Genomic DNA, 26367 nt, shown 5'->3' on the forward strand with positions numbered 1-26367 from the left:
CGGTTGATTCGGCAGGAGGCCCGTTTCATTTTTACCCAGCTTAACCCGCCGATCCCGCTTCATGTCCTCGACAAGGGCGACGGCCTGGCAATCGGGCTGATCGATTACGGCCCCGAGCACAACCTGATCTGGATCACCGCGATCGACGCGACGGGCGAGATCTGGTGCGCGCCCAATCCCAAGGTGCGAATGCAGGCGAACTGGAGCATGGGCCGTGGCAAGAGCGAAGCCGTCGAGGCTTCGCGCCGCCGCATGGCGTCAACGAAAACGGGGCTGGGGGTGGATCCGGCGAGCGAACCGTGCACCGGCTGCGCCGAGGGTTTGACGGTCCGCGGCTAAGCCCGGCGGGCAGCGCCCGCTTCCAGTTCCCAGACCGCGGCGGAATCCGCGACAGGCGCGAACGGCGCGCGTTCCGTGCCGGTAAGCCAGACCTGGGTTCCGCCCGCGGCCAACCTTTCGAACAGCGCCGCCCGGCGAACCGGATCGAGATGGGCGGCGACTTCGTCCAGCAGCAGCACGCCGGTCCGGCCATGCGCGGCGAGCTCTGCGTGGGCCAGCGTGATCGCGATCAGCAGCGCCTTCTGCTCGCCGGTGGAGCACCGCCCTGCCGCTTGCGCCGTGCCGGCCATCGTCACGACGAGATCGGCCCGGTGCGGCCCTTCCAGCGTCCGCCCGGCCCCCCTATCGCGGGCGCGGTTCGCTCGCCACGCGCCCGCATCGGCTGCGCCGCCGCTCTCCAGCGCCAGCAGCGGCCGGGCGAAAGGCTGGTCGGGCAGGGCGGCCAGCCGGTCGTTCAGCGCGTCGACGAGATCACCGCGCCCCCCGGCCAGCGCGGCGCCGGCTTCGGCCATCTGCGCCTCCACCCCGTCGAGCCAAAGGGGATCGGGAGAGGTCTCGCCCGCCAGCAGCCGGTTGCGTTCGCGCAAGGCCGCTTCGTAGCGCGCGGCGTGGCGGGCGTGGCCTGCGTCCCGCGCCACCGCCATGCGGTCGATCCACCGCCGCCGTGCCCCGGCGCTGCCGGTGAACAGCCCGTCCATGGCGGGCGTCAGCCAGGATATCGCCAGCCATTCGCCCAGTCCGATGGCGCTGGCCTCCGCGCCATTGATCCGCACCGTCCGCCGGGTGGGCCGTGCGGGATCGACCTGGGTGCCGATGCGCACCGCCTCGTCCGCGCCGGTCAGCGACGCGCCGACCGCGAAGCCGCCGTCCCCGGCCTGCGCGGCGATCTCGGGCAGGGCCGCGCGGCGCAGCCCCCGCCCGGGCGCGAGCAGGGACAACGCCTCCAATACGTTGGTCTTGCCCGCGCCGTTGTGGCCCACCAGCAGGTTGAACTGCCCGGTCCCTTCGAGAACCGTCGCCATATGGTTGCGGAAGCGGGAAAGGGAGATGCGGTCGAGCGCCATGCGGAATGCGGATTAGCGCCGGCCGGGCGGGGTGGCCAGCGCGCAGTTCCGCAGGCCGGAAACGCGATCCCAAATAGTGGCGAAATTTCCCGAAGCTGAGCAATCGGTTAATCTCGCATCCACGTTGGGCTTTCCGAAAATGGCTGAATTCCGCGGTTTTCGCGAATTGGCACGGCCATTGCAAACATGTCTGCATCCGCCGGATGGTCCGCCGGACAATAGCTTGGACAAGGAGTTTTCATGATGCAGGCCCTCCACAATAAGATCGCCGCCGCGGTCTTCTCGCTCGCCTTCAGCCTGGTGATGTTCGCCACCGCGATCGCCCCCGCCAACCAGGGCGTCCTGCTTCCCGGCGTCGTCGCATGAGCGCGCTGGAACGCGAACGCCCCCCGGTCAGCCCGGTCGAGCAGGGATTTCGGCTCGACCGGCAGAACGCGAAGATCTCGGGCGTCTGCGCCGGGATTGCACGCTGGGCCGGCATCGACCCGATGATCGTGCGGGTCGCCTTTGTCGCCGGCACGCTGCTCGGCCTGGGATCGCTGATCCTGGTTTACCTGGCGATCGCCCTGATCGCCGACTGAGAGGGCGCGGGGGAGACCTTGCGCCCTTTCCCCTTCACATCGCGCTGATGCCGCCGTCCAGCTTCAGCTCGGCGCCGGTCATGAAGCTGCTCTCGTCACTGGCGAGGAACAGCACGCCATCGGCGATCTCGCGCGGTTCGCCCACGCGCTTCAGCGGGATCTGCCGCGCCAGTTTATCCATGATCACGCTCTTCTCGCGCCCGCTGCCCGCCGCGATGCCATCGAGGATCGGGGTATCGACAAAAGTCGGATGAACAGAGTTGCAGCGGATGTTCCAGCCCATCTTGGCGCAATGCAGTGCGATCGATTTCGACAGCATCCACACCGCCGCCTTGCTGGCGTTGTAACCCGGCATCGTGTCGCTGGCGATCAGGCCGGCGATGGAGCTGATGTTGACGATGGAGCCGGGCTGGTGATCCTTCATCAGCGGCAGTGCCTTCTGGCAACCGAGGAATACGGAATCCACGTTGATCGCGAACCCCCGGCGCCATTCTTCCAGCGTGCACGTCTCAATGTTCCCGCGCACGCCGACGCCGGCGTTGTTGACCAGCACCGACAGGCCGCCCAGCACGTCGCCGGCAAGGGCGATCGCCGCGTCCCAGTCTTCCGCGCTGGTGACATCGTGCCGCATGGAGAAAGCGGTGCCGGCCCCCCGCTCCGCGTTGATCGCCGCCGCCGTCGCCTCGGCCCCCTCGCCGTTGATATCGGTGCACAGGACCCGCGCGCCTTCCCGCGCCAGGACTTCGCAATGCGCGGCGCCAAGGCCCTGGGCCGCGCCGGTCACCAGCGCCAGCTTGCCCGCAACCCGTCCCGCCATCGCAATTCTCCCGTCAGGCCAGGGCTGTCAGCAGCAGCCCCATTATGCGCACGTCGATCCCGACGCCGGCCTTGCGGCGGTCTTCAACGAAATCCGCAAGCTCGGCAAGGGGGACGCGGTGCACGGTGATGTCCTCGCCCTCCGTGCCGCCGCCGGGGCCGGTGCGGGTGAGTTCGCTCGCGCAGACGAGGGTGAAATGTTCGCTGACCATGCCGGGCGAGCTGTAATATTCGCCCGCGATGGAAAGCGATGCGGCGCGCCAGCCGGTCTCCTCCTCCAGTTCGCGCGCCGCGGCCGCCAGCACGTCTTCACCGGCGGTGTCGTCGAGATCGCCGACCAGCCCGGCGGGAAGCTCCAGGCAGGGCTTGCCGAGCGGGACGCGGTACTGCTCGACCAGCAGGATATGGCCATCGTCTATCGCCAGGATCGCGGCCGCGCGGATGCCGCGGGCGCGCCCGACGTATTCCCACCGGCCTTTCTGCTTCACGGTGATGAAGCGGCCCTGCCAGACGATATGTTCCGGCGCGTCCTGGTCCATGGGGGCTTTTCCTTTGAGCGGTGACGGCGCCGCGCCATCGCCGACGATCAGACTTCTATCAGACGGTCGGGCAGTTCGTTCACGTCATCGTCGCTGCGGGGGAAGTGTTCGGCCAGCACGTGGCCGACGTCGCTGGCCCCGGCGATCAGCCCTTCGGCGATGCGGCCTTCGCGGATGTGGGACAGCATGTCGGCCATTGCCCCGCCCCATACCTCGGCAGGTACTTTCGAAGCGATCGCTTCGTCCGCGACGATCTCCGCGCGGTGTTCGCGCATGGAAAGATACAGCAGCACGCCGGTGCGCCCGTGAGTCCGGCGCTCCGCCCCCACCTTGAACTTGCGCACCGCGGCCTCGCGCACCCGGGCCTTCTTCACCGGGCCGGGGATCAGCGCGAAGCGGAGCGGCTGCCAGAACTGGATCGCCCATACCGCCAGGAATTTCAGGATCACTATCGCCAGCGCCAGCGACAGCACCGCCTGCGGATGCCACTGGTGGTTCCACCCGCCCAGCACGCGGTCCACGATACCCAGGAAGAAATCGGGAAACAGCGTCAGGACCGCGAGCGCCGTGGTCGCCGCTGCGATCGCCCAGCCAAGCTGGATATCGCTGTATCCGTCCGACCGGTCGGCCAGGACGGTCACGATCTCGCCCGCGGTATGTTCTTCGGCCGCGGCGACCGCCGCGGAAATCCGCGCGTGCTGAGCCTCGTTCAGATATGCCATCAGGCGCCCCTGCCTACCATCCGCCGGATGCGCCGCCGCCGCCGAAGCTGCCGCCGCCGCCGGAGAACCCGCCGCCGCCGAAACCGCCGCCTCCGCCAAAGCCGCCGCCCCAGCCGCTGTTGCCCGATGCGCCGCGCGCGATCGCCTTGCCCGCTTCCCACAGGATGATGTCGCCGACCACGTTGCCGGTGACGGTGCCGTTGTACCGCTTGCCCCGGCGGGCCCCGCGAAACAGCGGCAGGATGAAGAACAGGAACAGGAAGCCGATCCAGATCAGGCCGCCGATGGGAAAGCCGCCATCGCGCTCGCTCGCCCGGGCTTCGGCCCGCTGCGCGACTTGCGCGGCTTCCTCTGCAGGCAATTCGAGCTGTTTTATTATCGCATCGGCCCCGTCAAGAATTCCTTTTGACATGTTTCCGTCACGGAAGCGGGGCAGGATCGTGTTCTGGACGATCAGCGTGGAATAGCCATCGGTCAGCACCGGCTCCAACCCGTAACCGACCTCGATCCGCACCTTGCGATCGTTGGGCGCGACCAGGAGGATCACGCCGTCGTTGCGCTGTTCGTCGCCGATCCCCCACTCGCGCCCCAGGCGGTAACCATAGTCGGCGATGTCGTAACCTTCGAGGCTGGGCACCGTCGCGACCACGAACTGCCGGTCGGTGCGCGCTTCGAATTGCGCGAGCTTGGCGTCGAGCGCGGCCTCCTCCGCGGGCGGCAGGATGTTCGCGGCGTCGGTCACCCGCCCGGCCAGCGCCGGGAACGTCTGCGCCGTGGCTGGCGACGCCATCAGCATCGCCAGCCACGCGAAACAGAGCGCAAGCGCGCGCACGCTTCGGCTCAATTATTGACGGCGGTGGCCGTCGGCGCAGGCGCCGTATTGTCATTGGCACCGGCGGCCGGACGAGTAGCCGATCCGTTCGGCGTCATGTCGAGCGTGGGGGCGACTTCCGCACCGGGAGTCGTCGCCTGGTAGGGCACGATCGGTTTCGCACCATAGATCACGTTCGCGCCGATCGCGCTCGGGAACGTGCGGATCTCGGTGTTATAGTCGCGCACCGCCTCGTTATAGTCGCGGATCGCGATGCGGACCTTGTTCTCGGTCCCTTCCAGCTGGCCCTGGAGCATCTGGTAATTGGTGATCGACTTCAGTTCGGGATAGGCTTCGAAGTTGGCGAGCAGGCGACCGAGGCCGCTGCTGAGCTGCGCCTGCGCCTGCTGGAATTCGGCCATCTTGGCAGGATCGGTCAGATCGTCGCCGCTTATCTGGACGCTGGTGGCGCGGGCACGCGCCTCGATCACGTCGGTCAGGATGCCGCGCTCCTGCTCGGCCGCGCCGCGCGCGACTTCGGCGAGGTTGGGGACGAGGTTGGCGCGTTCCTGGAAGGCGGCCTCCACGTCGGCCCAGCGAGCCTTGGCGGTTTCTTCCTTGGTCGGGATCGAGTTGATCCCGCACGATGCGAGGCCGGCGGCGGCGAGCACGACGATCGCGGCGCGGCGGATGGCGTTGAAGGTCATCTTTTTCCGGTAACCCTTTGTGCAAGTCGCCGGAAGACCCGGCCTGTGTTGCCGGTCTAGCACACCCTAGCCGGGGTTCAAGGCGAATGGACGATTGACGCGCGCATCTTCCGGAAAGAAAACATGAGCCGGGTCGCTGAACATGAAGGGCAGTCTATGCTTGCAGAATTCAGGGAATTCATCGCGCGGGGCAACGTGCTCGATCTCGCCGTTGCGGTGGTCATCGGCGCCGCGTTCGGCAGCATCGTCACTTCGCTGACAGAAGACGTCATCATGCCCGTTATCGGCGCGGTGTTCGGTGGGCTCGACTTTGCGAACTACTTCATCCGGCTGGGCCCGATTCCGGCGGACTTCTCCGGAGACCCGACAAGCTATGCCGCGCTGAAGGCGGCGGGCGTGGCCATGATCGGATACGGCCAGTTCGTGACTGCCGCGGTCAACTTCCTGATCATCGCCTTCATCATCTTCCTGATCGTGAAGGCCGCCAACAAGGCGATGCGCAGGCAGCCCGATGCGCCCGCGGGACCGACCGAAGTCGAGCTCCTGGCCGAAATCCGCGACGAGCTTCGCCGTCGCACCTGAAGGGGGTGGCCCCGGCCGTTGCCGAAGTCACTTCACATTCATGCGGCAATGCCTATATCGGGCGTTGCCGGCTTTCGGGCCGGCTATGGCGATAAAGTGCAGTGTGCAATAGGCGCAGCGGACCCGGGGGCAGTACCCGGCGGCTCCACCACTTTCCCCGGGCCAGGCCCGGGGGACATGACGGGGCCGAACCAGGATCGACGTGTGTTGAAAAGCATTGTTTTCGCCCGGGCTGAGTAACCCGTTCAAGGCTCAAAACTCACAAGTGCCAACGACAACGAAGCACTTGCTCTCGCTGCGTAATCTGACGGCCTAACGGCCTGATCTTACAAGGACTTGAGCACGGTTCGGACCGAACCGGGTAACAGAATCGGAAACCGGGGGCCCGGGGGAGCCTAGCAACAGAATCCCCCACCCTCGTGCACTGCCGGTCAGCACCCCTCAGCCGGGCTGCGGGCTCTCCGCGTCCCGGCGCTGGTTCTCGTAGCGGATGCAATCGAAGATCTTGGCCCCGGCCAGGAACACCGATCCCGTCGCCGCCAGAAACAGCAGCTTGCCGCCGAAACCGGGTATCTGTTCGAGATACGCCGAGCCGCGCTCCACCGCGCCGAGAGCCAGCGCGAAGATGATCAGGCACGCTTCGAAGCGCGTCTTGATGACGAACAGGCGGCCGATTTTCTTCAGCATAAGCTCTCACAATCCTTAACGTCATGAAGAGCAACAACCGTGCCAGTTGCACGGTTCCGCGTCTTACGAAGGTTAACGATGGTGAGAGTGTAAAACGCTCCGTCAGCGGGTCAAACGCGTTAACCGAGCTCGCTTAATCCGAGTGTTTCGAGAAGGGACAACCGCGCCGCCGTGACGCTGGCGGCGAGGGCCTCGCTGCCGATGTCGGAGGGGTCAATCTGTTCGGGCCATTCGCGCGCGATGACTGCCTCGATACGGTCCGCGCCGGCCGACTCGAGGAGAAACCGAGGGTCAATCGTTGCCGGGTCCGCCACGACGCGCAGGCGCAGGCAGGCAGGGCCGCCCCCGTTTGCCATCGATTGCCGGACGTCCACCGGCCGGACCTGCCGGATCGGCCCGTTGCCGGCGAGCATTGCCGAGAGCCACTGCGAGACCGCGGGGCTTTCTACGCATTCCGTCGGCACGATCAGCGCCATCTCGCCTGCCGGCAGAGTGACGAGCTGCGCATTGAACAGGTAGGTGCGGATCGCCTCGGTCAGGGAGACGGCCGATGAGGGCACCTCCACGATCTCCAAGGCGGGAAATGCCGCGCGCATCGCTTCGTAGGCGGCCTCCTGGTTCGCGAAGGCTTCGGCATGCGTGAACAGGACCGGCCCGTTGGCGACGGCCACCACGTCGTTGTGGAACGCGCCGGCGGCGATGGCCGCAGGGTTCTGTTCGATGAAGACCGAGCGATCCGGGTCAAGCCCGTGGAGGCGGGCGACCGCACGGCTCGCCTGCTCGTGCTGGCGCGCAGGGAAGGCGCCACCGCTGCGGCCATAAACGAACACTTCCACCCCTGGCGCGTCGTGCCGCTCGGCCAGGCGCATGTGGTTGGCAGCGCCCTCGTCGCCGTAGCTCGGGGGCACCGGGTCGTGGAGTGCAAAGTGGGCCGTGTCCGCAAAAGCCACGGCGAGTTGGCGCGCAGTATCGGGCCACTCCTGAGCCCGGTGCGGCATGGTGACGAGGTTGGCAGGGGTGAGGTGGCAACGTCCGTCGGCGGTATCGGCTGAGGGGCTGACCGTGGCCGCGTTGGCCGTCCACATCGATGACGCCGACCACGCCGCGGCGGTGAGCGCCGGCTCCGCTCCCGCGTCTGCCCCAAGCCGCCGCAAGTATAAAGGGTTGGGCCGGGGCAATGGCACGAAAAATCCCTGCGCCAAACCCAGCGCCAGGTTGTGGCGCATCTTGGCAATCCCCTGCAACGCCGCCGCGCGCGGATAGCTGACGTCGCCGGCATGCCGGGTGGCGGCAAGGTTCCCGGTGCTCAGGCCCGCATAGTTGTGACTTGGTCCGACGATCCCGTCGAAATTGATCTCCTGCACGGTCAACGCGGGACGCTCCACACCATGTCGCCTTCGCCCACTTCCAACACGCCGGCGGAAATCCGGTCGATCTCCACCGTCCCGTCGGGCTGGATATCGCGCATGCCGAATGCGGCGCGAAACGTGCCCAACGCGCCTGTTGCGATGATCGCGCGTTCGCCGATGTCGAGGTTCGCGTGGGAAATCCGCGTGGGCCGGGCCTCGCGCACGGATTTCACGTCGCTGGTGCGGGCGGTCATCGTCGGGCCTCCATCGAAAATATCGACGTAGCCGTCGTGCCGGAATCCTTCTTCCTCCAGCATGCGCATCGCCGCACGGCCCGTGGGGTGCGGCATGCCAATCGCGGTGCGGGCCGATTCTTCCAACATCGCAATGTAAACCGGGTGCTTGGGCATAAGGTCCGCGATGAACTGGTTGCCGTTGATCGCGTTGAAATAGTCCGCTTCCTGAAAGGTCATGCCGAAGAAACGGCCGGCGACCCCGTCCCAGAATGGCGAACCGCCGCGTTCGTCGATGATGCCGCGCAGTTCCGCCAGAATGCGGTCGGCAAAGCGCGAACGGTGCATCGCTATGAACAGATAGCGGCTACGCGCGAGCAACAGGCCGAGCCCGCCGGCGCGTTCGCTGGGGTGGAGGAACAGGCCTCCGACTTCGCTTGAGCCTTCGAGATCGGTGACCAGGCTCAACAGGTCGGCACGGACCGTGCGCTGCAATTCCTGCGATTGCTGGGTGAGCGTGGTGATGCGGTAGGAATAGAACGGCCAACGCTGGCCCACCTGGGTCATGACCTGGCAGGTGCCCCGCACTTCGCCGGTCGCGGTGTTCTCCAGCACCAGCACGAACTGTTCGTCGGCCACCCCCTCCTCGTCGCGCCGGAATGCGTCCTCCGCGCGCTCGAGCTTGGCGGCCAGGGAATTGCGGTCGGCCGGCAGATTGGTGAAGCCGCCGCCGGTCAGCTTGGCCATTTCGTAAAGCGGCTCGAGGTCGTCGGGGTGTGCGGCGCGCAGGCGAAACGTCAAGCAAGGTCTCCGGAAGCGAGGCGGGTGAGGACGAGCGCCGAAAGCGCCGCGCGCTCGGCGAGGCTGGGTACGATCAGGAATTCATCGGGCGAATGGATCGCGCCGCCGCGTACGCCCATCGTGTCGACCACCGGCACGCCGCAGGCGGCGATGTTGTTGCCGTCGCACACCCCGCCCGACGGCTGCCAGCCAATCTCCTGGCCCAGCTCCGCGCCACAATCGCGCACCAGGTCGAACAGCTTCTGCGCGCGGGCGTCGACGGGCTTCGGCGGGCGGGTGATGCCGCCATGGCTGCGCACCGACACTTCGTGCGCGGTTTCAATGTCGTGCAGCAGTGCACTGAAATCGCGCTGGAATTTCTCGGCTGCCTCGACAGACTTTGGCCGGATATTGAATCGCAACACGGCATGATCGGGCACCACGTTGTTGGCGGCCCCGCCTTCGATCCTGGCCGGGTTCACCGACAGGCCGGCGTGTCCCAGTGCCTTCAGCCGCACGGCGAGGTCGGCGGCGGCGACCAGCGCATTGCGCCCTTCGTCAGGGTTGCGCCCCGCGTGCGCCGAGCGACCGGTCACGACCACGCTGAAGTTGCCTGAACCACCACGCGCATGGGCCAGCGTGCCGTCGGGAAGGGCGCTGGGCTCATAGGTCAGCGCGGCGTGCTTGCCCCGGGCGAGATCGGCGATAAGCGCCGCGGAGGAAAGCGATCCGGTCTCCTCGTCAGAATTGATCATCACGTCGTAACCGAGACGCGCTGCATCCTCCGTCTGCTCGAAGGCGAGGAGGGCATGCAGGATCGCCGCGATCCCGCCCTTCATGTCTGCCAGGCCGGGGCCGTTGAGCGTCTCGGCGTCGATCCAGCGCTGTTCCTGGAAGGGATGGTCCGCAGGAAATACGGTATCCATGTGCCCGGTCAGAAGCACGCGGCGCGCAGCATCGGGCCGGACGCGGAGGACCATGTGCGATCCGTGCGCGATCTCTCGCATGCTGCCGTCGGGGGCGATCGCCGTGACGGGCCGAGGGCGCACGTCGGCCAACGTGCCGGGCAAGTCGCTGAACGCGTCGGCCAGCATGTCCCATTGGCGCGACAACCCTTCGAGGTTGGCGGTTCCTGTATTGATCGCGCTCCACGACCGGGTCTGCGCCAGCATGGCGTCGGCGTCGATTCCGTAGGCAATCCTGGCGGGAACACGTTTCATCTGCAACCGCCTCCTAGCCGCGCGAGAGCCGGCCTCCAACCCCTGCCGGCTGCTGTTGCATCACGCGCGCGAGTTGGCCATAGGCGCAGCTCGCTTCCTCCCCGGACGATAGGCTAAACCACCGACGCGCGCCCGATCGTTGCGCGCCGGCCAGCAAGTGCGAGGGACTGACGTGAGCGATACCGTTTCCAAAGCCGGACTGACTGTCGATGCCGCTCTGGCGGAATTCATCGACCGCGATGTCCTTGCGCCTCTCGGCCGGGATGCGGCGCGGTTCTGGGAGGGATTTGCGGCGCTGTTGGACGAATACGCGCCGCGGAACCGCGCGCTGCTGGCCACGCGGGAAGAGCTCCAGGTGCGGATCGATGAGTGGCACCGGGGGGGGCGCGGGCAGCCGCACGATGCGCAGGCCTATCGCACCTTTCTGGAAGAGATCGGTTACCTCGTGCCGGAGCCCGAACCGTTCACCATCGGCACGCGCAACGTCGATCCCGAGATCGCGACGATGGCCGGGCCGCAGCTCGTGGTGCCGGTCCTCAATGCGCGGTTTCTGCTTAATGCCGCCAACGCGCGCTGGGGCAGCCTGTATGACGCCTATTACGGTACCGATGCCCTCGAAGCGCCGCCCGCGCGGCCCGGCGGTTATGATGCGGAGCGCGGCGCGGCGGTTATCGCTGCGGCGCGCGGCTTCCTCGACGGGGCGCTGCCGCTGGCAGATGGGAAAAGCTGGTCGGCGCTTGCGGGCCCGGACGATATCGACCTCGCCGACCCGGCGCAGTTTGTGGGCGCGACGGACAAGGGGCACATGTTCGCCAACAACGGCCTGCATATCCACGTGGTGTTCGACAGCGACACCCCGGTGGGGAGTGGCGATGCGGCGGGAATCTCCGACGTGATCCTGGAAAGTGCGCTCACGACGATCGTCGACCTCGAGGATTCCGTCGCGGCGGTGGACGCGGCGGACAAGCTGGCGGCTTATCGCAACTGGCTCGGGGTCATCCGCGGCGACCTCGCGGAAACGTTCGAGAAAGGCGGAGAGCAACTGACTCGTCGGCTGGCCGGCGATGTCGCGGCCGGCGATGCCACGTTGCCCGGACGCAGCTTGCTGTTTGTGCGGAACGTGGGACACCTGATGACCAATCCCGCCATCCGACTGCCCGATGGGTCTGAGGTGCCCGAAGGCATCATGGACGCGGTCTTCACCAGCGCCATCGGCGCGCACGACGTGGCAAGGTTGGGCAAATGGCCCAACAGCCGCACCGGCAGCATCTACATCGTGAAGCCCAAGCAGCACGGACCCGAAGAATGCGCGTTTACCAACGACTTGTTCGACGCGGTTGAGGATCTGCTCGAACTGCCGCGTCACACCATCAAGGTCGGCGTCATGGACGAGGAGCGCCGCACCAGCGCCAACCTCGCCGCGTGCATCCATGCAGTAAAAGACCGCATCGTCTTCATCAACACCGGCTTCCTCGACCGCACCGGTGACGAGATTCACACGTCGATGCAGGCCGGACCGATGATCCGCAAGGCGGAGATGAAGACATCGCGGTGGCTGCGATCCTACGAGGCGCGCAACGTCGCCATCGGCCTGCGGCACGGCCTGTCGGGCAGGGCGCAGATCGGCAAGGGAATGTGGGCCGCGCCCGACATGATGCGCGACATGATGGTGCAGAAGATCGGCCACCTGGAGGCCGGTGCGAACACCGCCTGGGTCCCTTCGCCGACGGCGGCCACGCTCCATGCCACGCATTATCACACGATGGACGTGTTCGAACGGCAGAAGGAACTGGGGGAGGCGCCCGGGCTCGACGGATTGCTTGATATACCCGTGGCGCAGGGCGCCAACTGGTCGGCGGAAGATATCCGCGAAGAACTGGACAACAACGCCCAGGGGCTGCTCGGCTACGTCGTGCGGTGGGTTGACCAGGGGGTCGGGTGCTCCAAGGTGCCCGACCTCCACGATGTCGGCCTGATGGAAGACCGCGCGACCTTGCGGATATCCAGTCAGCATATGTCCAACTGGTTGCTCCACGGCGTCTGCACACGCGAACAGGTCATGGACAGCCTGCGACGGATGGCGGCGAAAGTGGACGCGCAGAACGCCGGGGACGCCGGCTACCTGCCGCTCGCCGCCAATGAGGACGGGCCGGCTTTTCGCGCAGCGTGCGACCTCGTGTTCAAAGGCGTGGAGCAGCCAAGCGGGTATACCGAACCGCTGCTTCACGCTTGGCGCATGCGCGCCAAGGCCGGCTGAAACCTGTCTTTCCGGGTTTGCCGCGTCCGGCGCTCTGCCGTAAGGGCGCGCCTCAATCGGGAGGAATGAAAGCAACGTGCGCACGCTGGGCCTGATCGGAGGGATGAGCTGGGTTTCGACCCGTGATTATTACGAGCATCTCAACCGCGGCGTCCGCCGCCGGACCACGGCCATGGCGAGCGCGCCGCTGCTTATCGAAAGCCTCGACTTCTCACGCCTGTGGGGCCTCGTCGATCAGGCGGACTGGGATCGCGCCGCGGGCACACTCGGTGACAGCGCCCGGCGGCTGGAGGCGGCCGGCGCGCAGGGCCTGCTGATCTGCGCGAACTCGATGCACAAGGTGCACGACCGGGTGGCCGCCGCGGTGAACGTCCCTGTGTTCCATATCGCTGATTGCGTCGGCGCGGCGATGCAAGCCGCCGGGGCAACCAACGCCGCGCTCATCGGCACGCGCAACGTGATGACGGAGCGGTTCTACCGCGAGCGGCTGGTCGCGCATGATATCGACCTGATGCCGCCCGACCTTGCGATGGCGGACGAGATCGACCGCATCATCTATGAAGAGCTGATGCGCGGCAAGGTCACGCGCGAGGCGGAACGGACGCTGAAGACCTGGATCACGCGCAAGCAGCAGGACGGTGCCGGGGCCATCGTGCTCGCCTGCACCGAACTGGCGATGATCGTGGATATCGATGCCAACGTGCTGCCGGTGTTCGATTCCACCCGTATCCACGCTGCCGCGGCGGTGGAATGGATGCTGGCGGAGGACTGAACCGCCTTTTCTCCGGGCGCGCGCCCCGTCTGTGGATACCGCCGATTCCCGCTTTTCTTTCCCGAAACATCCGGCATCTTCCGGACACTTTTTGAGGGAGGATCCACACATGAAGAACTGGGTTGCAGGCCGCCTTGCGGTCGTGAGTGCGGGCGCCATCGCCATGGCCATGATCGCCTCGCCGGCGCACGCCGAGAAGATTGCCGGATCGTATATCTGCGTGTTCAAGAAAGACCGCGTGTCCAAGGACGACGCCCCCGGCCGCGCAGCCGCAGCGGTGCGGGCACACGGCGGCAACGTGAAGTTCGTGTACCGCAACACGATCCGCGGATTCGCCGCGAACATGTCGGAAAATGCGGTCACCGCGATGCGCCGGTCGAACCCTGCGATCGCTTTTTGCGAACAGGACCAGGTCGCCAGCCTCGGCCCGATCGTCATCAACGCCAAGCCGGGCACCGGAACACCTGCTGGCCAGAGCACGCCGTGGGGCATCACCCGGGTGGGCGGATCGGCTTCGGGCGTCGGCAAGACCGCATGGGTGATCGACAGCGGCATCGACGGCAGTCATCCCGATCTCACTGTCGACCAGGCGCGCAGCCGCGACTTCACCGGGTCGCGCAACGGCTGGAAAGACGAAAATGGACACGGCACGCACGTTGCCGGCACGATCGCCGCGAAGGATAACTCGATCGGTGTGATCGGAATTGCCGCGGGGGCGACCGTGGTTGCCGTGCGCGTGCTCGACCGGCGCGGGTCGGGCGCCTATTCCGGCGTGATCGCGGGCGTCGATTACGTCGCGGCACAGGGCAAGGCGGGCGATGTCGCCAATATGAGCCTGGGTGGGCCGGTGTCCGCCGCGCTCGACGAGGCGGTTATCGCTGCCGCCGGCACGGTGAAGTTCGCGCTCGCCGCGGGCAACGAAAGCGACGACGCAGACAACCACTCGCCCGCGCGGGTAGGCGGCGTTTCGGCGGCAGACAATATTTTCACCATCTCTGCTTTCGCCAAGGGTGATACGTTCGCAAGCTTCTCCAATTACGGCGCCGACGTGGCATGGGCGGAGCCTGGCGTGTCCATTCCATCCACCTACAAGGACGGCGGGTATGCCACGATCAGCGGCACCTCGATGGCATCGCCGCACTTCGCCGGCCTGATGCTCCTCGGCACGGTGAGGAGCGGCGGGACGGTCACCAACGATCCCGACGGCAGGGCAGACCCGATCGGCGTTCGCTGAACGCGGTCTTCCGTGGACTGCACCTGATTAGAACACGGGAAGGGCCGTGCAGGGAATGCGCGGCCCTTTTCGCGTTCCCGGACTGTTCCCGTTGTGGGGCCCGACGCGCCGCCCTATCGCCCTCGCTGGACATGACACGCGCCCCTTACGCCGCCGATCCCGCCGCCGGGCGTGGACGCGAATTTGCAGAAGACCGGGCAGGCGCCCGCGGGCCGCGGAGCGAATTCCAGCGCGACCGTGACCGGATCATCCATTCCATCGCGTTCCGCCGGTTGCGGTCGAAGACCCAGGTCTTCATCGCGCCGGACGGGGATCATTATCGCACCCGCCTGACACACAGCCTGGAGGTTGCCCAGATCGGCCGGGTCATCGCCCGCGCGCTCGGCCTCGACGAGGACCTCACGGAAGCGCTCTGCCTCGCGCATGACATAGGCCATCCACCTTTCGGCCATGCGGGGGAGGCAGCGCTGCAGGCCGCTATGGGCGAGCGCGGCGGCTTCGACCACAACGCCCACACCCTGCGGGTGCTGATGCGGCTGGAAAGCCCCTACTGCGGCCACCCGGGCCTCAATCTTTCGTGGGACGTGCTGGAGGGGCTGGCGAAGCATAACGGACCGCTCGCCGCGCCGAACTGGGCGATGCACGAGCTCGACCAGGCGTTCCCCCTGGACCTGGGCGCCTGGCCCAGCCTGGAGGCCCAGGTGGCCGCCCTGGCCGATGACATCGCCTATGACAACCACGACATCGACGATGGGCTGCGCGCCGGTTTCCTGACGCTCGATGACCTGATGGAGCTGCCTTTGCTGGCCGACCGCTACCGCGAGGTGGAGCGTCGCTTCCCGGCAGCGCCCGTGGACCGCCGACTGCGCGAACTTGTCCGCAGCCAGATCGGGGCGATGGTGAATGATGTGCTGGAAACGACCCGCGGTGCCATCGCAGGCGTGGCCAGCGTGGCGGAGGTCCGCGCGCATCCCGGCCCTCTGGTGTCGTTCTCCCCCGGCATGGCCCAGGCCGAACGGACCCTGAAGCAGTTCATGTACGCGCGCCTTTATCTGCACCCGGAACAGGTCGGTGCGGCAGAAGCTGCGAGCGACGTGGTATCGCGCCTGTTCGCGGCCTTCGATCAGGATCCCGGATCGCTGCCCGCTACCTGGGGCGCGCGCTTGCCGGCGACGGAGCCGGAACGGAGCCGCCATCTGGCGGACTACATCGCCGGCATGACCGACCGTTACGCGATCGACAACTGCGTGCGCATCTTCGGCCAGGCGCCGGCGGGGCTGCGCAATGTCTGATCCGTTGCGCATCGCGCTGGTCGGCGCAACGGGCCTTGTCGGCAGTGAGGTGGTGAAGCTCGCGGTGGGGCGGGGCGACGTGCGCCTCGTCGCAGTCGCGCGCCGCGAATCGCCGCTGCCGCAGGGGGCGCGCATGGAGATGTTCGTCGCGGAGCCCGACAAATGGGGCGAGGTGTTCGACGCGGTGCGGCCGACGGGGCTGATCTGTGCGCTTGGCACCACATGGCGCAAGTCGGGCAAGGACGAGGCCGCGTTCCGCGCGGTGGACCAGGACCTGGTGCTTGCGACCGCCCGCGCGGCGAAAGCCGCCGGCGTCGAACGCCTCGTCGCCGTGAGCTCGGTAGGGGCCGATGCGCGGTCGAAGAACTTCTACCTGCGCGTGAAGGGCGAGGTCGAGCGGGAGCTTCAGGCCATGCGCTTCAAGCGGCTCGATATCCTGAGGCCAGGCTTGCTCAAGGGTGCACGCAGCCATGATCTGCGGCTGGGCGAGCGACTGGCGACCATCATCTCGCCGCTTGCCGACCTGGCAATGCAGGGCCGCTTTTCAGCCTATCGCTCCGTTCGCGCGGAGTTGGTGGCGAAAGCCGCCCTGACGCTAGCGATGCGCAAGGCTGCCGGGCGGTTCGTGCACGATAATGACGCGATTTTACGTGCGGCCGCTGGATTGCCGATCCCGTTGCGGGCGGGGGATTAGCCCAGACGGCCGCCGGTCAGCGCATCGATCGCGGCCTGCAGGATCACGGCGGCGGCGTGGGCGTCGATCCGGTCCTTGCGCTTGGCGCGGCTGAGATCGAGTTCGATGAGCGCGCGTTCGGCGCTGCTGGTAGACCAGCGTTCGTCCCACATCAGGATCGGCAGCAAGAGCGCTTCGGCCAGATTGTGGGCATAGGCGCGGCTCGCCTGCGCGCGCGGTCCTTCCGTGCCGTCCATGTTGCGCGGCAAGCCGATGACGATTCCACCCACCGCCCGCTCCGCGACGATCGATGCCAGGGCATCGCGGTCACGGCCGAACTTGCCTCGCGGAAGAGTCTTGCCCGGTGTTGCGAAACGCCACCCGGCATCGCACAGGGCGGTGCCGATGGTCTTTGTGCCGATATCGAGTGCCAGCAGCACGCCGCCGTCAGGCAAGCGGTCCGCGAAATCGAATGCGCTGTCGGTAATCAGCGCGCGGGTGCCCATGCCGCCAGCCGTCGTTCGACATCCGCCTTCAGGTTCGCCCAGAACAGCGGGATGTCATAGACATGGTAATTGTTCCCCGGAAGGACGCCCGGGCCGAGATCCACCGGCTCCGGGATCAAAAGCAGGCCGGTTTCGGGATCGCACCGCGCGCCGACCATGCCGGTGACGAGCTCTCCATCCGAAAAGTCGGCGGTCGGCTTCAGCGTGCCCAGATTGGCGTCGGCCGGGGCGGTGCCGTTGGCAGTGCCCGTGAGCGGGTTGACGCACAGGATCGGCCCGTCGCCGCGCGGCTGCCCGTCAAAGCCGGGCGTGGATGTGAAGCGTTCGAACACCTGGCTGGCATCGGCCGGTTCGGCGAAGGTCGACCAGGTGACGATGCAGCGCGACTGTTCGGGCGTCGCGCACGCAGGCAGCTTCAGCGCGGGAAGGTCGTGCGCGACCGACACCGGCCAGCCGATCGGATAGACCATCGCCACCCGCGCTTCGAGCGGAGTGCCGATGATTTTTTCCCGCAGCAAGCGCAGCGTGTGGAGCGCGCCCTGGCTGTGGCCGGCGAGCACGATGGGTTCATCGGGATCGACGGTTGCGATGAAGAAATCGAACGCTTGCGCCACGTCTCGGTAGGCAAGATCGAGGGCCTTCGCGGCCTCCGGCCGGTCGGTCAGGAACGCGCCAAACACGGCCTGGCGGTACTTCGGTGCCCAGATCTCGTCCGCTCCGGCAAACGGGCTCGCCATGCCGCGCAGGAACAGCCGCGCGCGGGTCGACGATTCGGGGTCGTCAACCGGTCCGTTCCATGGCGCATCGGCACCGATCGCGGGCTGAATGAAGCTCGTCGGGTGGACGAAGAATACCGCGAAGCCTCGGCGCGAGCCGGCGGGAACGGGGGTCAGGACCGGAGAAGGCGAAGCGGCGGGCGCTTGGCCCTCGACCGCCGCGCGCGGCGGGGTCGGAAGGCCCTCGGCAGCGGCGGGCGCGAAACGGGCCGGGTCCTGCGCGCCCATGCCGGGCCGCGAATGCCACATCGCCGGGTCCGCATAGGCATTGCTGTCGAGCGCAGGCTGGGCCACGAATTCCCCGCGCGGCACGAAGGCAAGCTCGGTCGCTTCCTTCGACCATATCGTGAGGGCGATGGCCCCCGCGATCACGAGGAAAATGATGATCGCAACAGCGTAGAGGAACTTGCGGGCCATCAGCTGTGCGCTTCCTCACCCATGGGCGGGTCGCCATCCAGCCTGCGGGCGCGGCGCTCGAGCGCGACCTTGATCATCGCCAGCATGGGATCGGCGAAAGTCAGGCCCATTACGCCGAACAGAACACCCATGATGAGCTGGAAGCCGAGGACGAGCGCGGGCGCAAGGTCCACCGTCTTCTTCGCGATCATCGGCACGATCACGTAACCGTCAAAATTCTGGATCGCGATGTAGATGCCGATCGTCCAGAGACCCATCTCCGTGCCGCCGGAAAAGCCCACCAGCACCATCAACACGCCCGAGATGAATGCGCCGATGTTCGGAACGAATGCGAACAGTGCGGTGATCAGCGCCAGCAGCGCCGCCATCGGCACGCCTACCAGGGTCAGCGCGATATAAGTGAAGACGCCTTCCACCGCCATGCCGAGCAGACGTCCGGCGAGCAGGCGGCGCATCGTAAAGGCCATGTGACCCAGCGTGTCGGACACCTTGGCGCGGTGCTCTTCCGCGATCATCCACGAAAGTCCGCGCTCGTACGGCCGGGGATCGATGGCAAGATAGATGCCGATGATGACGATCAGCAGGATCGTCGTCACCGCGCCGAACGCACCGCCGATTGCGCGCGTCACGGTGCCGACCCCGCTAAGCAGGCTGCTGGCGACGTTCTGGATATCGCCTTCGCCGATCTCCAGCCCCTGGGTGCGCAGAAACGCGACAAGCCGGCCGAGCTGGTCAGTGATGAGCGCTGGGAATTCCGCGGCCTGCGTCGCGATCTGTGATCCGGCGAAGCGGAACAGCCAGACCGTGAACGCAAGGGCGAGCAGCATGACGATGAACACGCGCCACGATCTGCCGATGGGCAATACGCGGCCGAGCAGGCGTGCTCCGCCATCGAGCATCGATGCGAACACCAGCGCGCCGAAGATTACCAGCAGCGTCTGGGCGAGATAGACGGCAAGCACAGCAAGTCCGACGACCGCCACCCAGACGAGCGCCCGGTTCGCTTCGTAGCGAAGTTTGGGATTGCTGATCTGCGTGGGACTGACGCCGACGGCTTCGGCCGGCTGTTCGACGTGCTCCGGTTCCGTCATTCCGCTTTGCCCCCAGTCCTCACGTCCGGCCCGTTGGCCACGGCGGGCCTCAGCGTGGTCCAGGCGCGGCCTTCGCGCAAGGAACTCCACCACGTCGCCGGATTGAAGGTCGTCGTCCCATCGAGCGAGAAGGTGATGAATTCGGCGCGCCCGCCGACATTGGCCAGCGGCACCGGTCCCCCCAGCCCGCGTTCCCAGGTTTCCGCGCGGCTGTCGGCTGAATGGTCGCGGTTGTCGCCCATCAGGAACACGTGGCCTTCCGGAATCACGGTTTCCGGATGGTTGTCCAGCATCTGGTCGACGTGATCGACCACCAGGTAAGTGGCGCCGTTAGGCAGCGTTTCGCGCAGGGCCGGCACTTCGTAATAATCCCGGCCGTCCGCGCCCCGGACCCGGAAATTGTCCCAATAGCCGAGGCATGGGCGCCCTTCGCAAAGCTGAGCGTCGACCGGGATGCGGATGTCGGGCTCCACCTTCTGCGGGACGGGCCGGCCATTGAGTACGATCTGGCCGTTCACCACCGCGATCCGGTCTCCCGGCAAGCCGACCACGCGCTTGATGTAATCCTCGTCGCGGTCCGGTGGCACGGCAATCACGATGTCGCCGTACTGCGGCGTTGCCGGCAACAGCCGCCAGTCGCCGCGGGGCAGGAGATGGAAGCTCGCCGAAACCCAGCTCCACCCATAAGGGTATTTCGACACGACCAGGCGGTCGCCCACCATCAGGTTCGGCACCATCGACGTCGACGGGATGTAGAACGGCTTCGCGAGCAGGCTGTGGAATGCCAGCACCGCAAGCAGCATCAGCCCCAAGCCGCGCGCCTCCGCGAACCAGTCGATCTTCTCGCGCTTTTTCGGGGACTTGGTCACGGGTTGCGTGTCGCTCAGGGAGTTCACAGGGGCAGGGCCTCGATGACGATGAAGGCCTGCGCCCATGGGTTGTCGTCGGTTAGGGTGAGATGAATGCGCGGCTCATGGCCCGGCGGTATCATTTCGGCAAGTCGCAACGCCGCCCCCCCCGTGAGCGCCAGCGTCGGCGCGCCGCTGGGCGCGTTCACCACGCCGATGTCCTTGTGGAACACCCCGCGGCGAAAGCCCGTGCCGACGGCCTTGGCGAAGGCTTCCTTGGCCGCCCACCGCTTCGCGAATGTCCCGACCCGGGTATAGGGGCGCCGGGCCGCCTTGGCCCGCTCGACGTCGGTGAAGCAGCGCGCCTCGAACTTCTCGCCCCAGCGTTCGAGCGAATTGGCGATGCGATCCATGTTTGTGAGGTCGGAGCCGAGGCCGATGATCACTGCGGCACTCTCATCTTGCGTGATCCATCAGCTCGCGCATCCTCCGCACGGCCGCCTCCAGGCCCACGAACACCGCCTCGCCCACCAGGTAGTGACCAATATTGAGCTCCGCGAGCTGGGGTATCGCAGCGATCGGCTGCACATTGGTGTAGGTCAGGCCGTGCCCTGCGTGAGCCTCGATCCCGTTTTTCGCCGCGAGGGCGGCCATGTCGGCAATGCGCTTCAGTTCCACCGATACCTGTTCACCGCGCGCGTGAGCATATTCGCCCGTGTGGAACTCGACCACCGGCGCGCCGAGGCGGAGCGCGGCTTCCAGTTGTCGCTCGCTCGCCTCGATGAACAGGCTCACCCGTATGCCGGCATCGGTGAGCCGCGCGACGACGGGGGCGAGGTGGTTGTGCTGTCCCGCTGCATCCAGCCCGCCTTCGGTGGTGCGTTCCTCGCGCTTTTCGGGGACGATGCAGGCCGCATGGGGCCTGTGGCGCAGCGCGATGGCGAGCATCTCGTCCGTCGCCGCCATTTCCAGGTTGAGCGGCAGATCCGTCGCCGCCTGGATGCGGGCGAGGTCCTCGTCGCGGATATGGCGCCGGTCCTCGCGCAAGTGCGCGGTGATGCCATCGCTTCCGCAGGCTGCGACGATCTCTGCCGCGCGCACGGGGTCAGGATGATCGCCGCCGCGGGCGTTGCGGATCGTGGCAACGTGATCGATGTTGACGCCGAGACGCAAGCGGGCCGTGGCGCCCGGGATCTGGCCGGCACTCAAATCGTGCGGCTCCCCGGCCTGGTCACCGGCCGGGCGGCAAGGGCTGAGGGGATTTCGTCTTCGGCATAAGTGGGAAAATTGATGTCGATGAGGGGATAGAACGGCACGCCCAGGTCGGCGGTGCCTTCGGAGCGGTCGACCAGCGCGGCTTCCGCGATCACCTTGCCGCCCTCGCGCGCCACGGCGGCGATCGCCTCGCGGCTCGAAAGGCCGGTGGTGACGACATCTTCCACCATCAGGACTTTCGCCCCGGCTTCAAAGCGGAAGCCGCGGCGCAGCTCGAACGTGCCGGTCGGGCGCTCCAGGAAAAGTGCGTCCTTCCCCAGCGCGCGGCCCATCTCGTGCCCGATGATGATGCCGCCCATCGCCGGGCTGACGACCACGTCGATCGCGGCGCGAACTTCCCGCGGCAGCTTCTGCGCCAGCGCGCGGGCGAGCCTGTCGGCCCGGTCCGGGTTCATCAAAACCCGGGCGCATTGCAGGTAGTGCGCGCTGTGGCGTCCGCTCGACAGAACGAAATGCCCTTCCAGCAAGGCGTCGCAGCTGCGGAATTCGTGGAGGACTTCTTCGTCGGTCATCGGGCGGGGCGGGCCACTTCGAACGGGGCGGGTGAGGCCGGGGAAAAATCCTCCTAGAAGCGCTTGAGGCACGGGGCAAGCGCGCGTATAGGCCCGCCAAACCCGCGCCCGGCGGGGCGTTTGCGGTCACCTCCATACAATGAGGGTGGGGGCGCAATTTCCGCGGGGCAGAACAAGACAAAGACGGAAAGCTTCGCAGCGATGATCTTCGGCAAATCGACCGCCCGCTACTTCGCTCCTGTGTGGGCCGCGCTGCTCATCGCGCTGGTGCCGCAGGCTTCGCTTGCGCAGGAAACGCCGGTCTCGGCCGCCAGCCAGCCGGCCGCCGCCACCGAAGCAGCGCCCGCCGCTGCCGAAGTCGGCGCGCCTGCCGCAGGTGCGGTGGACGACAAGGCCGATGCCTCGACCGAGAACGTCGCCGCCGGTTCGTCGGCCTACACCCCGCTTGGCCCGGAATGGATCAAGGGCCAGCCGAAGCCGGGCGGGCTGGATGTCCAGCCGCAATATTCCCCCACCGGCGAACAGGCGTACAAGCTGCACGTCGGCCTTGTGTGGGTGATGGCAATCATCTGCCTCTTCGTGCTGGGCCTGATGATCTACGTCATGGTGAAGTTCCGGCGGAAGGCGAACCCAACGCCGTCGCGCACCACGCACAACACGATGATCGAAGTCGTGTGGACCCTGCTTCCGGTGCTGATTCTCGTCGGCATCGCGGTGCCCTCGATCAGCCTGCTTTCGGCGCAATACCAGTCCGCGCCCAAAGATGCGCTGACAATTAAGGTGACCGGGTACCAGTGGTACTGGGGCTACACTTATCCCGACAATGGCGGCTTCGAGGTGATCTCGAACATGATGCCCGAGGACGAAGCGAAGGCGAAGGGTTTCCCCACGCACCTTGAAGTGGACAATCGCATGGTCGTGCCGGCCGGCGAATGGATCCGCATCCAGACCACGGCTGCCGACGTCATCCACTCGTTCGCGGTGCCCAGCCTGTGGTTCAAGCTCGACGCCGTACCCGGACGCCTGAATGAAAAGCGCATGATGGTGAAGGAGCCGGGCATCTATTACGGCCAGTGTTCCGAACTGTGCGGCGCGAAGCACGGTTACATGCCGATCGCGGTGGAAGCGCTGCCTCGTCCGCAGTTCGAGGCTTGGGTCCGCTCGCAGGGCGGCACCGTCGGCGCGCCGGAACCGGCCGCTGCCCCCGCGGCCGCGCCGCTCCAGCAGCCCGAATCCGGGGCGCAGCAGCCCGCTGCCGACGCGACCACCCCTGCCGCCGCCACCACGCCTGCCGCGACCGCGTCGCCGGCCGCCTGAACACGATACGATAAAGCGCAGAGACCCGATCATGGCCACCACCGCCGACACCTTCCAGGCTCACCACGATGATCACGCGCATCACGATGCGGATCACAAGCCGGGCTTCTTCGCCCGCTGGTTCATGTCCACGAACCACAAGGACATCGGCACGCTGTACCTGATCTTCGCGATCATGGCGGGCGTCATCGGCGGCGCCATTTCGGGCGTGATGCGCGCCGAGCTGTCCGAGCCGGGCATTCAGGTGCTGGGCCAGTGGGTGGCGTTCATGGGGGGGGAAGCCGGCTTCGAGGCCAACCTTCACGCGTGGAACGTGCTGATCACGGCGCACGGTCTCATCATGGTGTTCTTCATGGTCATGCCGGCCATGATCGGCGGATTCGGCAACTGGTTCGTGCCGCTGATGATCGGCGCGCCCGACATGGCGTTCCCGCGCATGAACAACATCTCGTTCTGGCTGACCGTGGCGGGTTTCATATCGCTGTGCATCAGCATGTTCGTGCCGGGCGATGCCACCGGCATGGGTTCCGGCACCGGCTGGACGGTTTACGCGCCGCTCTCGACGAGCGGTTCGCCCGGCCCGGCGACGGACTTCGCGATCTTCGCGCTGCACCTTGCCGGGGCGGCTTCGATCATGGGCGCGATCAACTTCATCACGACCATCTTCAACATGCGCGCACCGGGCATGACCCTGCACAAGATGCCGCTGTTCGTGTGGTCGGTGCTGGTCACCGCTTTCCTGCTGCTGCTGGCGCTCCCGGTCCTGGCCGCGGCGATCACCATGCTGATCACGGACCGCAACTTCGGAACGACGTTCTTCTCGGCTGACGGTGGCGGCGATCCGATTCTTTACCAGCACCTGTTCTGGTTCTTCGGCCACCCCGAAGTGTACATCATGATCCTGCCGGGCTTCGGCATGATCAGCCAGATCGTGGCGACCTTCAGCCGCAAGCCGGTGTTCGGCTACCTCGGCATGGCATACGCGATGGTCGCGATCGGCGTGGTCGGCTTCGTCGTGTGGGCGCACCACATGTACACCGTCGGCCTCGATGTGAACACGAAGATGTACTTCACGGCCGCCACCATGGTCATCGCGGTGCCCACGGGCGTGAAGATCTTCAGCTGGATCGCCACGATGTGGGGCGGATCGATCGAGTTCAAGAGCCCGATGGTCTGGGCGCTGGGCATGATCTTCCTGTTCACGATCGGCGGCGTCACCGGCGTCTATCTCGCCAACGGCGGCGTGGACGATGTGGTGCACGACACCTACTTCGTGGTCGCGCACTTCCACTACGTGTTGTCGATGGGTGCCGTGTTCAGCCTGTTTGCAGGCTTCTACTACTGGTTCCCGAAGATGAGCGGCCGGATGCACTCCGAACTGCTGGCGCACCTCCACTTCTGGGTGTTCTTCATCGGCGTGAACGTGATCTTCTTCCCCCAGCACTTCCTGGGCTGGCAGGGCATGCCGCGCCGTTATCCGGACTATGCGGCCGCCTATGCCGAATGGAACCACGTCAGCACGATCGGCTACATGATCATGGCCGGTTCGATGATCTTCTTCTTCGCCAACCTGATCTACGCCTTCACGGCAGGCAAAAAGGCACCGGCAAACTACTGGGGCGAAGGTGCGACGACGCTGGAATGGACGCTCACCAGCCCGCCGCCCTATCACCAGTTCGAAACGCTGCCGGTGATCGAGGACGACCACGATTACCACAACCACCTGCCGAAGGGCGGCGCGCCGGCCACGGCCTGAGCCTCTCCCTCGACATGATCTCCATGCGGCCGGTCCCCAACAGGACCGGCCGTTTGTTTTTGGGCGCCGCGGGACCAGCAGGGCAGGCGTGCTATCCGCACCGGTGAATCGCGTGGCGCTGAAGCAGGGTGAAAACGGCCGCCCCCGAAGGAAGGCAGCAAGCAGGAGGACCTAACTAATGCCGGAAATGCGCCTGATCGACACCGGCGAGGCCACGCTGCGCCGCGCCATCGAAGTGCCACAGTCAGGCAGCGGGCCGCTGGTGATCTTCGTCCACGGCTTCCCGGAAAGCTGGTATTCGTGGCGCCATCAGCTCGCGCCGGTGGCGGATGCCGGGTTCATTGCCTGTGCCATCGACGTGCGCGGCTATGGCGGATCGGACAAGCCGCCCCGTATCGAGGATTACGCGATGGAGGCGATTGTCGGCGATCTCGTCGGCCTTGCGCGTGCCCTTCAGCCCGGTGCACCGGCGATCCTGGTGGGACACGACTGGGGCGCGCCGATCGTCTGGAATTCCGCGCTGACGCATCCGGAGCAGTTCTCCGCAGTGGCCGGCTTGTCGGTCCCGTTCGCGGGGGTGCCTGCCCGTCCCTTCACGGACGTTTTTCGCGAGCATTTCACCGCCAAGGGCCGGTTCTTCTATCAAGAATACTTCCAGGAACCGGGCGTCGCGGAGGCCGAGGCGGAGGCCGATCCCGCCGACTTCGTGCACCGCATGATGTATGCCATCAGCGGCGATGTCCCGCCAGGCGACTATTTCGACAAGCCGCTTGGTGCGACTTTCCTGGAGGGCCTGCCCGATCCCCGGCCAGTCGCCTGGCTGACGGAAGATGACGTGGCATTCTATGGCAGGGAATTCGCCGCCAGCGGATTTCGCGGTCCGCTCAACCGCTATCGCAATCACGAACGCGACTTCGAATGGCTGCAGGGCTGGGCCGGCCAGCGGATCGAGCAGCCCTGCCTGTTCATCGGCGGCGCGCGCGATCCGGCGACGACGCTGTTCGGCGCCGTGACGGATCCGGTGGCGATGATGCGGATGTTCGCGCCGAGGGTAGAAGGCCATGTGCTTCCCGGTGTCGGGCATTGGACCCAGCAGGAATCTCCCGGCGAGGTAAACACGCTACTGCTGGACTGGCTCGCCCGCCTGCCCGGCTGACGAGGGTTTCCCAAGGACCCCTGCGCGTGCGACGGTCTGCGCGTATTTGTCTCGT

29 protein-coding genes and 1 other RNA gene are annotated in these 26367 nt (G+C 66.6%); 13 read left to right on the plus strand and 17 right to left on the minus strand.

Annotation, left to right across the window (positions count from 1 at the left end):
• The first annotated feature begins 27 nt into the window (after positions 1–27).
• On the plus strand, positions 28–339 hold the full coding sequence (locus tag GRI40_RS13970) for a hypothetical protein (protein WP_337190585.1): 312 nt from the start codon (positions 28–30) through the stop codon (positions 337–339).
• Here the strand turns inward: GRI40_RS13970 and recF are convergent.
• Complete coding sequence (recF, locus tag GRI40_RS13375) at positions 336–1403, minus strand: DNA replication/repair protein RecF (RefSeq protein ID WP_160612009.1); 1068 nt, start codon at positions 1401–1403, stop codon at positions 336–338. The two genes, GRI40_RS13970 and recF, sit on opposite strands and share 4 nt — an antisense overlap.
• Before the next feature lie 240 nt (positions 1404–1643).
• Between recF and GRI40_RS14065 the strand changes: the two genes are divergently transcribed.
• Positions 1644–1769 (plus strand): hypothetical protein, encoded by a 126-nt coding sequence (locus GRI40_RS14065; protein WP_272916575.1) that lies wholly within the window; start codon positions 1644–1646, stop codon positions 1767–1769.
• Positions 1766–1984 carry a PspC domain-containing protein gene (locus tag GRI40_RS13380; protein WP_160612010.1) on the plus strand — a complete coding sequence of 73 codons (219 nt, stop codon included), beginning with the start codon at positions 1766–1768 and terminating at the stop codon, positions 1982–1984. The genes GRI40_RS14065 and GRI40_RS13380 overlap by 4 nt, the downstream gene beginning before the upstream one ends.
• Positions 1985–2018: 34 nt before the next feature.
• Here GRI40_RS13380 and GRI40_RS13385 read toward each other — a convergent pair whose 3' ends face one another.
• From GRI40_RS13385 to GRI40_RS13405, 5 genes are read right to left on the minus strand one after another with little or no spacing between them, the layout of a single operon-like run.
• Positions 2019–2801 (minus strand): SDR family oxidoreductase, encoded by a 783-nt coding sequence (locus GRI40_RS13385; protein WP_160612011.1) that lies wholly within the window; start codon positions 2799–2801, stop codon positions 2019–2021.
• A gap of 13 nt (positions 2802–2814) precedes the next feature.
• A complete protein-coding gene (locus GRI40_RS13390; RefSeq protein ID WP_160612012.1) occupies positions 2815–3339 on the minus strand; it encodes an NUDIX hydrolase in 525 nt (174 codons plus the stop codon).
• Positions 3340–3386: 47 nt separating this feature from the next.
• Positions 3387–4061 carry a TPM domain-containing protein gene (locus tag GRI40_RS13395; protein ID WP_160612013.1) on the minus strand — a complete coding sequence of 225 codons (675 nt, stop codon included), beginning with the start codon at positions 4059–4061 and terminating at the stop codon, positions 3387–3389.
• Between the two features lie 13 nt (positions 4062–4074).
• On the minus strand, positions 4075–4851 hold the full coding sequence (locus tag GRI40_RS13400; RefSeq protein ID WP_160612014.1) for a TPM domain-containing protein: 777 nt from the start codon (positions 4849–4851) through the stop codon (positions 4075–4077).
• Between the two features lie 50 nt (positions 4852–4901).
• Positions 4902–5579, minus strand: a complete 678-nt coding sequence (locus tag GRI40_RS13405) for a LemA family protein (protein ID WP_160612015.1) — start codon at positions 5577–5579, stop codon at positions 4902–4904.
• A 156-nt stretch (positions 5580–5735) separates the two neighbouring features.
• On the opposite strand from GRI40_RS13405, the gene mscL reads away from it, so the two are divergent.
• Both mscL and ssrA read left to right on the plus strand, forming a co-directional pair.
• The gene (mscL, locus tag GRI40_RS13410; RefSeq protein ID WP_160612116.1) at positions 5736–6161 is read left to right on the plus strand and encodes a large conductance mechanosensitive channel protein MscL; all 426 of its coding nucleotides are present in this window, start codon (positions 5736–5738) and stop codon (positions 6159–6161) included.
• 27 nt (positions 6162–6188) lie between these two features.
• Positions 6189–6540, plus strand: a transfer-messenger RNA (tmRNA) gene (gene ssrA / locus GRI40_RS13415).
• Between the two features lie 62 nt (positions 6541–6602).
• Here the strand turns inward: ssrA and GRI40_RS13420 are convergent.
• The 4 genes from GRI40_RS13420 to GRI40_RS13435 form a co-directional block, all read right to left on the minus strand.
• On the minus strand, positions 6603–6848 hold the full coding sequence (locus GRI40_RS13420) for a hypothetical protein (protein ID WP_160612016.1): 246 nt from the start codon (positions 6846–6848) through the stop codon (positions 6603–6605).
• 119 nt (positions 6849–6967) lie between these two features.
• The gene (locus GRI40_RS13425; protein WP_160612117.1) at positions 6968–8218 is read right to left on the minus strand and encodes an N-succinylarginine dihydrolase; all 1251 of its coding nucleotides are present in this window, start codon (positions 8216–8218) and stop codon (positions 6968–6970) included.
• Positions 8215–9231 carry an arginine N-succinyltransferase gene (locus GRI40_RS13430; RefSeq protein ID WP_160612017.1) on the minus strand — a complete coding sequence of 339 codons (1017 nt, stop codon included), beginning with the start codon at positions 9229–9231 and terminating at the stop codon, positions 8215–8217. Before GRI40_RS13430 ends, GRI40_RS13425 begins: the two co-directional genes overlap by 4 nt.
• Positions 9228–10430, minus strand: a complete 1203-nt coding sequence (locus tag GRI40_RS13435; protein WP_237489189.1) for a hydrolase — start codon at positions 10428–10430, stop codon at positions 9228–9230. The genes GRI40_RS13430 and GRI40_RS13435 overlap by 4 nt, the downstream gene beginning before the upstream one ends.
• A gap of 172 nt (positions 10431–10602) precedes the next feature.
• Here GRI40_RS13435 and GRI40_RS13440 point away from each other — a divergent pair, with 172 nt between their 5' ends.
• The 5 genes from GRI40_RS13440 to GRI40_RS13460 all read left to right on the plus strand — a co-directional run bounded on the left by GRI40_RS13440 (position 10603) and on the right by GRI40_RS13460 (position 16679).
• On the plus strand, positions 10603–12687 hold the full coding sequence (locus GRI40_RS13440) for a malate synthase G (protein WP_160612018.1): 2085 nt from the start codon (positions 10603–10605) through the stop codon (positions 12685–12687).
• A 76-nt stretch (positions 12688–12763) separates the two neighbouring features.
• The gene (locus GRI40_RS13445) at positions 12764–13459 is read left to right on the plus strand and encodes an amino acid racemase (protein WP_160612019.1); all 696 of its coding nucleotides are present in this window, start codon (positions 12764–12766) and stop codon (positions 13457–13459) included.
• Between the two features lie 109 nt (positions 13460–13568).
• Positions 13569–14693, plus strand: coding sequence for a S8 family serine peptidase (locus tag GRI40_RS13450; protein WP_160612020.1), 1125 nt, complete (start codon positions 13569–13571; stop codon positions 14691–14693).
• Between the two features lie 131 nt (positions 14694–14824).
• Complete coding sequence (locus GRI40_RS13455; protein ID WP_160612021.1) at positions 14825–15985, plus strand: deoxyguanosinetriphosphate triphosphohydrolase; 1161 nt, start codon at positions 14825–14827, stop codon at positions 15983–15985.
• On the plus strand, positions 15978–16679 hold the full coding sequence (locus GRI40_RS13460; protein WP_160612022.1) for an NAD(P)H-binding protein: 702 nt from the start codon (positions 15978–15980) through the stop codon (positions 16677–16679). Before GRI40_RS13455 ends, GRI40_RS13460 begins: the two co-directional genes overlap by 8 nt.
• On the opposite strand, the gene ruvX is transcribed toward GRI40_RS13460, so the two are convergent.
• Genes ruvX through pyrE form a run of 7 tightly spaced genes read right to left on the minus strand, consistent with a single transcriptional unit; the run spans position 16676 to position 22083 of the window.
• On the minus strand, positions 16676–17164 hold the full coding sequence (gene ruvX / locus GRI40_RS13465) for a Holliday junction resolvase RuvX (RefSeq protein ID WP_160612023.1): 489 nt from the start codon (positions 17162–17164) through the stop codon (positions 16676–16678). The genes GRI40_RS13460 and ruvX overlap by 4 nt on opposite strands.
• Positions 17146–18357 carry a DUF3089 domain-containing protein gene (locus GRI40_RS13470; RefSeq protein ID WP_160612024.1) on the minus strand — a complete coding sequence of 404 codons (1212 nt, stop codon included), beginning with the start codon at positions 18355–18357 and terminating at the stop codon, positions 17146–17148. Before GRI40_RS13470 ends, ruvX begins: the two co-directional genes overlap by 19 nt.
• Positions 18357–19448 carry an AI-2E family transporter gene (locus GRI40_RS13475; RefSeq protein ID WP_160612025.1) on the minus strand — a complete coding sequence of 364 codons (1092 nt, stop codon included), beginning with the start codon at positions 19446–19448 and terminating at the stop codon, positions 18357–18359. The genes GRI40_RS13470 and GRI40_RS13475 overlap by 1 nt, the downstream gene beginning before the upstream one ends.
• Positions 19445–20383 carry a signal peptidase I gene (gene lepB, locus GRI40_RS13480; protein WP_160612026.1) on the minus strand — a complete coding sequence of 313 codons (939 nt, stop codon included), beginning with the start codon at positions 20381–20383 and terminating at the stop codon, positions 19445–19447. The genes GRI40_RS13475 and lepB overlap by 4 nt, the downstream gene beginning before the upstream one ends.
• Positions 20341–20742 carry a holo-ACP synthase gene (acpS, locus tag GRI40_RS13485; protein ID WP_160612027.1) on the minus strand — a complete coding sequence of 134 codons (402 nt, stop codon included), beginning with the start codon at positions 20740–20742 and terminating at the stop codon, positions 20341–20343. The genes lepB and acpS overlap by 43 nt, the downstream gene beginning before the upstream one ends.
• A 10-nt stretch (positions 20743–20752) precedes the next feature.
• Positions 20753–21505, minus strand: a complete 753-nt coding sequence (locus tag GRI40_RS13490; RefSeq protein WP_202390359.1) for a pyridoxine 5'-phosphate synthase — start codon at positions 21503–21505, stop codon at positions 20753–20755.
• The gene (gene pyrE / locus GRI40_RS13495) at positions 21502–22083 is read right to left on the minus strand and encodes an orotate phosphoribosyltransferase (RefSeq protein ID WP_160612028.1); all 582 of its coding nucleotides are present in this window, start codon (positions 22081–22083) and stop codon (positions 21502–21504) included. The genes GRI40_RS13490 and pyrE overlap by 4 nt, the downstream gene beginning before the upstream one ends.
• 201 nt (positions 22084–22284) lie before the next feature.
• On the opposite strand from pyrE, the gene coxB reads away from it, so the two are divergent.
• The 3 genes from coxB to GRI40_RS13510 all read left to right on the plus strand — a co-directional run bounded on the left by coxB (position 22285) and on the right by GRI40_RS13510 (position 26312).
• A complete protein-coding gene (gene coxB / locus GRI40_RS13500; RefSeq protein ID WP_160612029.1) occupies positions 22285–23400 on the plus strand; it encodes a cytochrome c oxidase subunit II in 1116 nt (371 codons plus the stop codon).
• A 31-nt stretch (positions 23401–23431) separates the two neighbouring features.
• Positions 23432–25156 (plus strand): cytochrome c oxidase subunit I, encoded by a 1725-nt coding sequence (ctaD, locus tag GRI40_RS13505; RefSeq protein WP_160612030.1) that lies wholly within the window; start codon positions 23432–23434, stop codon positions 25154–25156.
• Positions 25157–25334: 178 nt separating this feature from the next.
• Positions 25335–26312 carry an alpha/beta fold hydrolase gene (locus GRI40_RS13510; RefSeq protein ID WP_237489190.1) on the plus strand — a complete coding sequence of 326 codons (978 nt, stop codon included), beginning with the start codon at positions 25335–25337 and terminating at the stop codon, positions 26310–26312.
• Positions 26313–26367 lie beyond the last annotated feature (55 nt).

Source organism: Tsuneonella aeria, assembly GCF_009827495.1.
GTDB classification, from domain to species: Bacteria; Pseudomonadota; Alphaproteobacteria; order Sphingomonadales; family Sphingomonadaceae; genus Tsuneonella; species Tsuneonella aeria.

Coding starts and splice junctions, on each gene's coding strand:
- recF (WP_160612009.1), bottom strand. CDS start 1,403: ATGGCGCTCGACCGCATCTCCCTTTCCCGCTTCCGCAACCATATGGCG.
- GRI40_RS14065 (WP_272916575.1), top strand. CDS start 1,644: ATGATGCAGGCCCTCCACAATAAGATCGCCGCCGCGGTCTTCTCGCTC.
- GRI40_RS13380 (WP_160612010.1), top strand. CDS start 1,766: ATGAGCGCGCTGGAACGCGAACGCCCCCCGGTCAGCCCGGTCGAGCAG.
- GRI40_RS13385 (WP_160612011.1), bottom strand. CDS start 2,801: ATGGCGGGACGGGTTGCGGGCAAGCTGGCGCTGGTGACCGGCGCGGCC.
- GRI40_RS13390 (WP_160612012.1), bottom strand. CDS start 3,339: ATGGACCAGGACGCGCCGGAACATATCGTCTGGCAGGGCCGCTTCATC.
- GRI40_RS13395 (WP_160612013.1), bottom strand. CDS start 4,061: ATGGCATATCTGAACGAGGCTCAGCACGCGCGGATTTCCGCGGCGGTC.
- GRI40_RS13400 (WP_160612014.1), bottom strand. CDS start 4,851: ATGGCGTCGCCAGCCACGGCGCAGACGTTCCCGGCGCTGGCCGGGCGG.
- GRI40_RS13405 (WP_160612015.1), bottom strand. CDS start 5,579: ATGACCTTCAACGCCATCCGCCGCGCCGCGATCGTCGTGCTCGCCGCC.
- mscL (WP_160612116.1), top strand. CDS start 5,736: ATGCTTGCAGAATTCAGGGAATTCATCGCGCGGGGCAACGTGCTCGAT.
- GRI40_RS13420 (WP_160612016.1), bottom strand. CDS start 6,848: ATGCTGAAGAAAATCGGCCGCCTGTTCGTCATCAAGACGCGCTTCGAA.
- GRI40_RS13435 (WP_237489189.1), bottom strand. CDS start 10,430: ATGAAACGTGTTCCCGCCAGGATTGCCTACGGAATCGACGCCGACGCC.
- GRI40_RS13450 (WP_160612020.1), top strand. CDS start 13,569: ATGAAGAACTGGGTTGCAGGCCGCCTTGCGGTCGTGAGTGCGGGCGCC.
- GRI40_RS13455 (WP_160612021.1), top strand. CDS start 14,825: ATGACACGCGCCCCTTACGCCGCCGATCCCGCCGCCGGGCGTGGACGC.
- GRI40_RS13460 (WP_160612022.1), top strand. CDS start 15,978: ATGTCTGATCCGTTGCGCATCGCGCTGGTCGGCGCAACGGGCCTTGTC.
- ruvX (WP_160612023.1), bottom strand. CDS start 17,164: ATGGGCACCCGCGCGCTGATTACCGACAGCGCATTCGATTTCGCGGAC.
- GRI40_RS13470 (WP_160612024.1), bottom strand. CDS start 18,357: ATGGCCCGCAAGTTCCTCTACGCTGTTGCGATCATCATTTTCCTCGTG.
- GRI40_RS13475 (WP_160612025.1), bottom strand. CDS start 19,448: ATGACGGAACCGGAGCACGTCGAACAGCCGGCCGAAGCCGTCGGCGTC.
- lepB (WP_160612026.1), bottom strand. CDS start 20,383: ATGGGCGCAGGCCTTCATCGTCATCGAGGCCCTGCCCCTGTGAACTCC.
- pyrE (WP_160612028.1), bottom strand. CDS start 22,083: ATGACCGACGAAGAAGTCCTCCACGAATTCCGCAGCTGCGACGCCTTG.
- coxB (WP_160612029.1), top strand. CDS start 22,285: ATGATCTTCGGCAAATCGACCGCCCGCTACTTCGCTCCTGTGTGGGCC.
- ctaD (WP_160612030.1), top strand. CDS start 23,432: ATGGCCACCACCGCCGACACCTTCCAGGCTCACCACGATGATCACGCG.
- GRI40_RS13510 (WP_237489190.1), top strand. CDS start 25,335: ATGCCGGAAATGCGCCTGATCGACACCGGCGAGGCCACGCTGCGCCGC.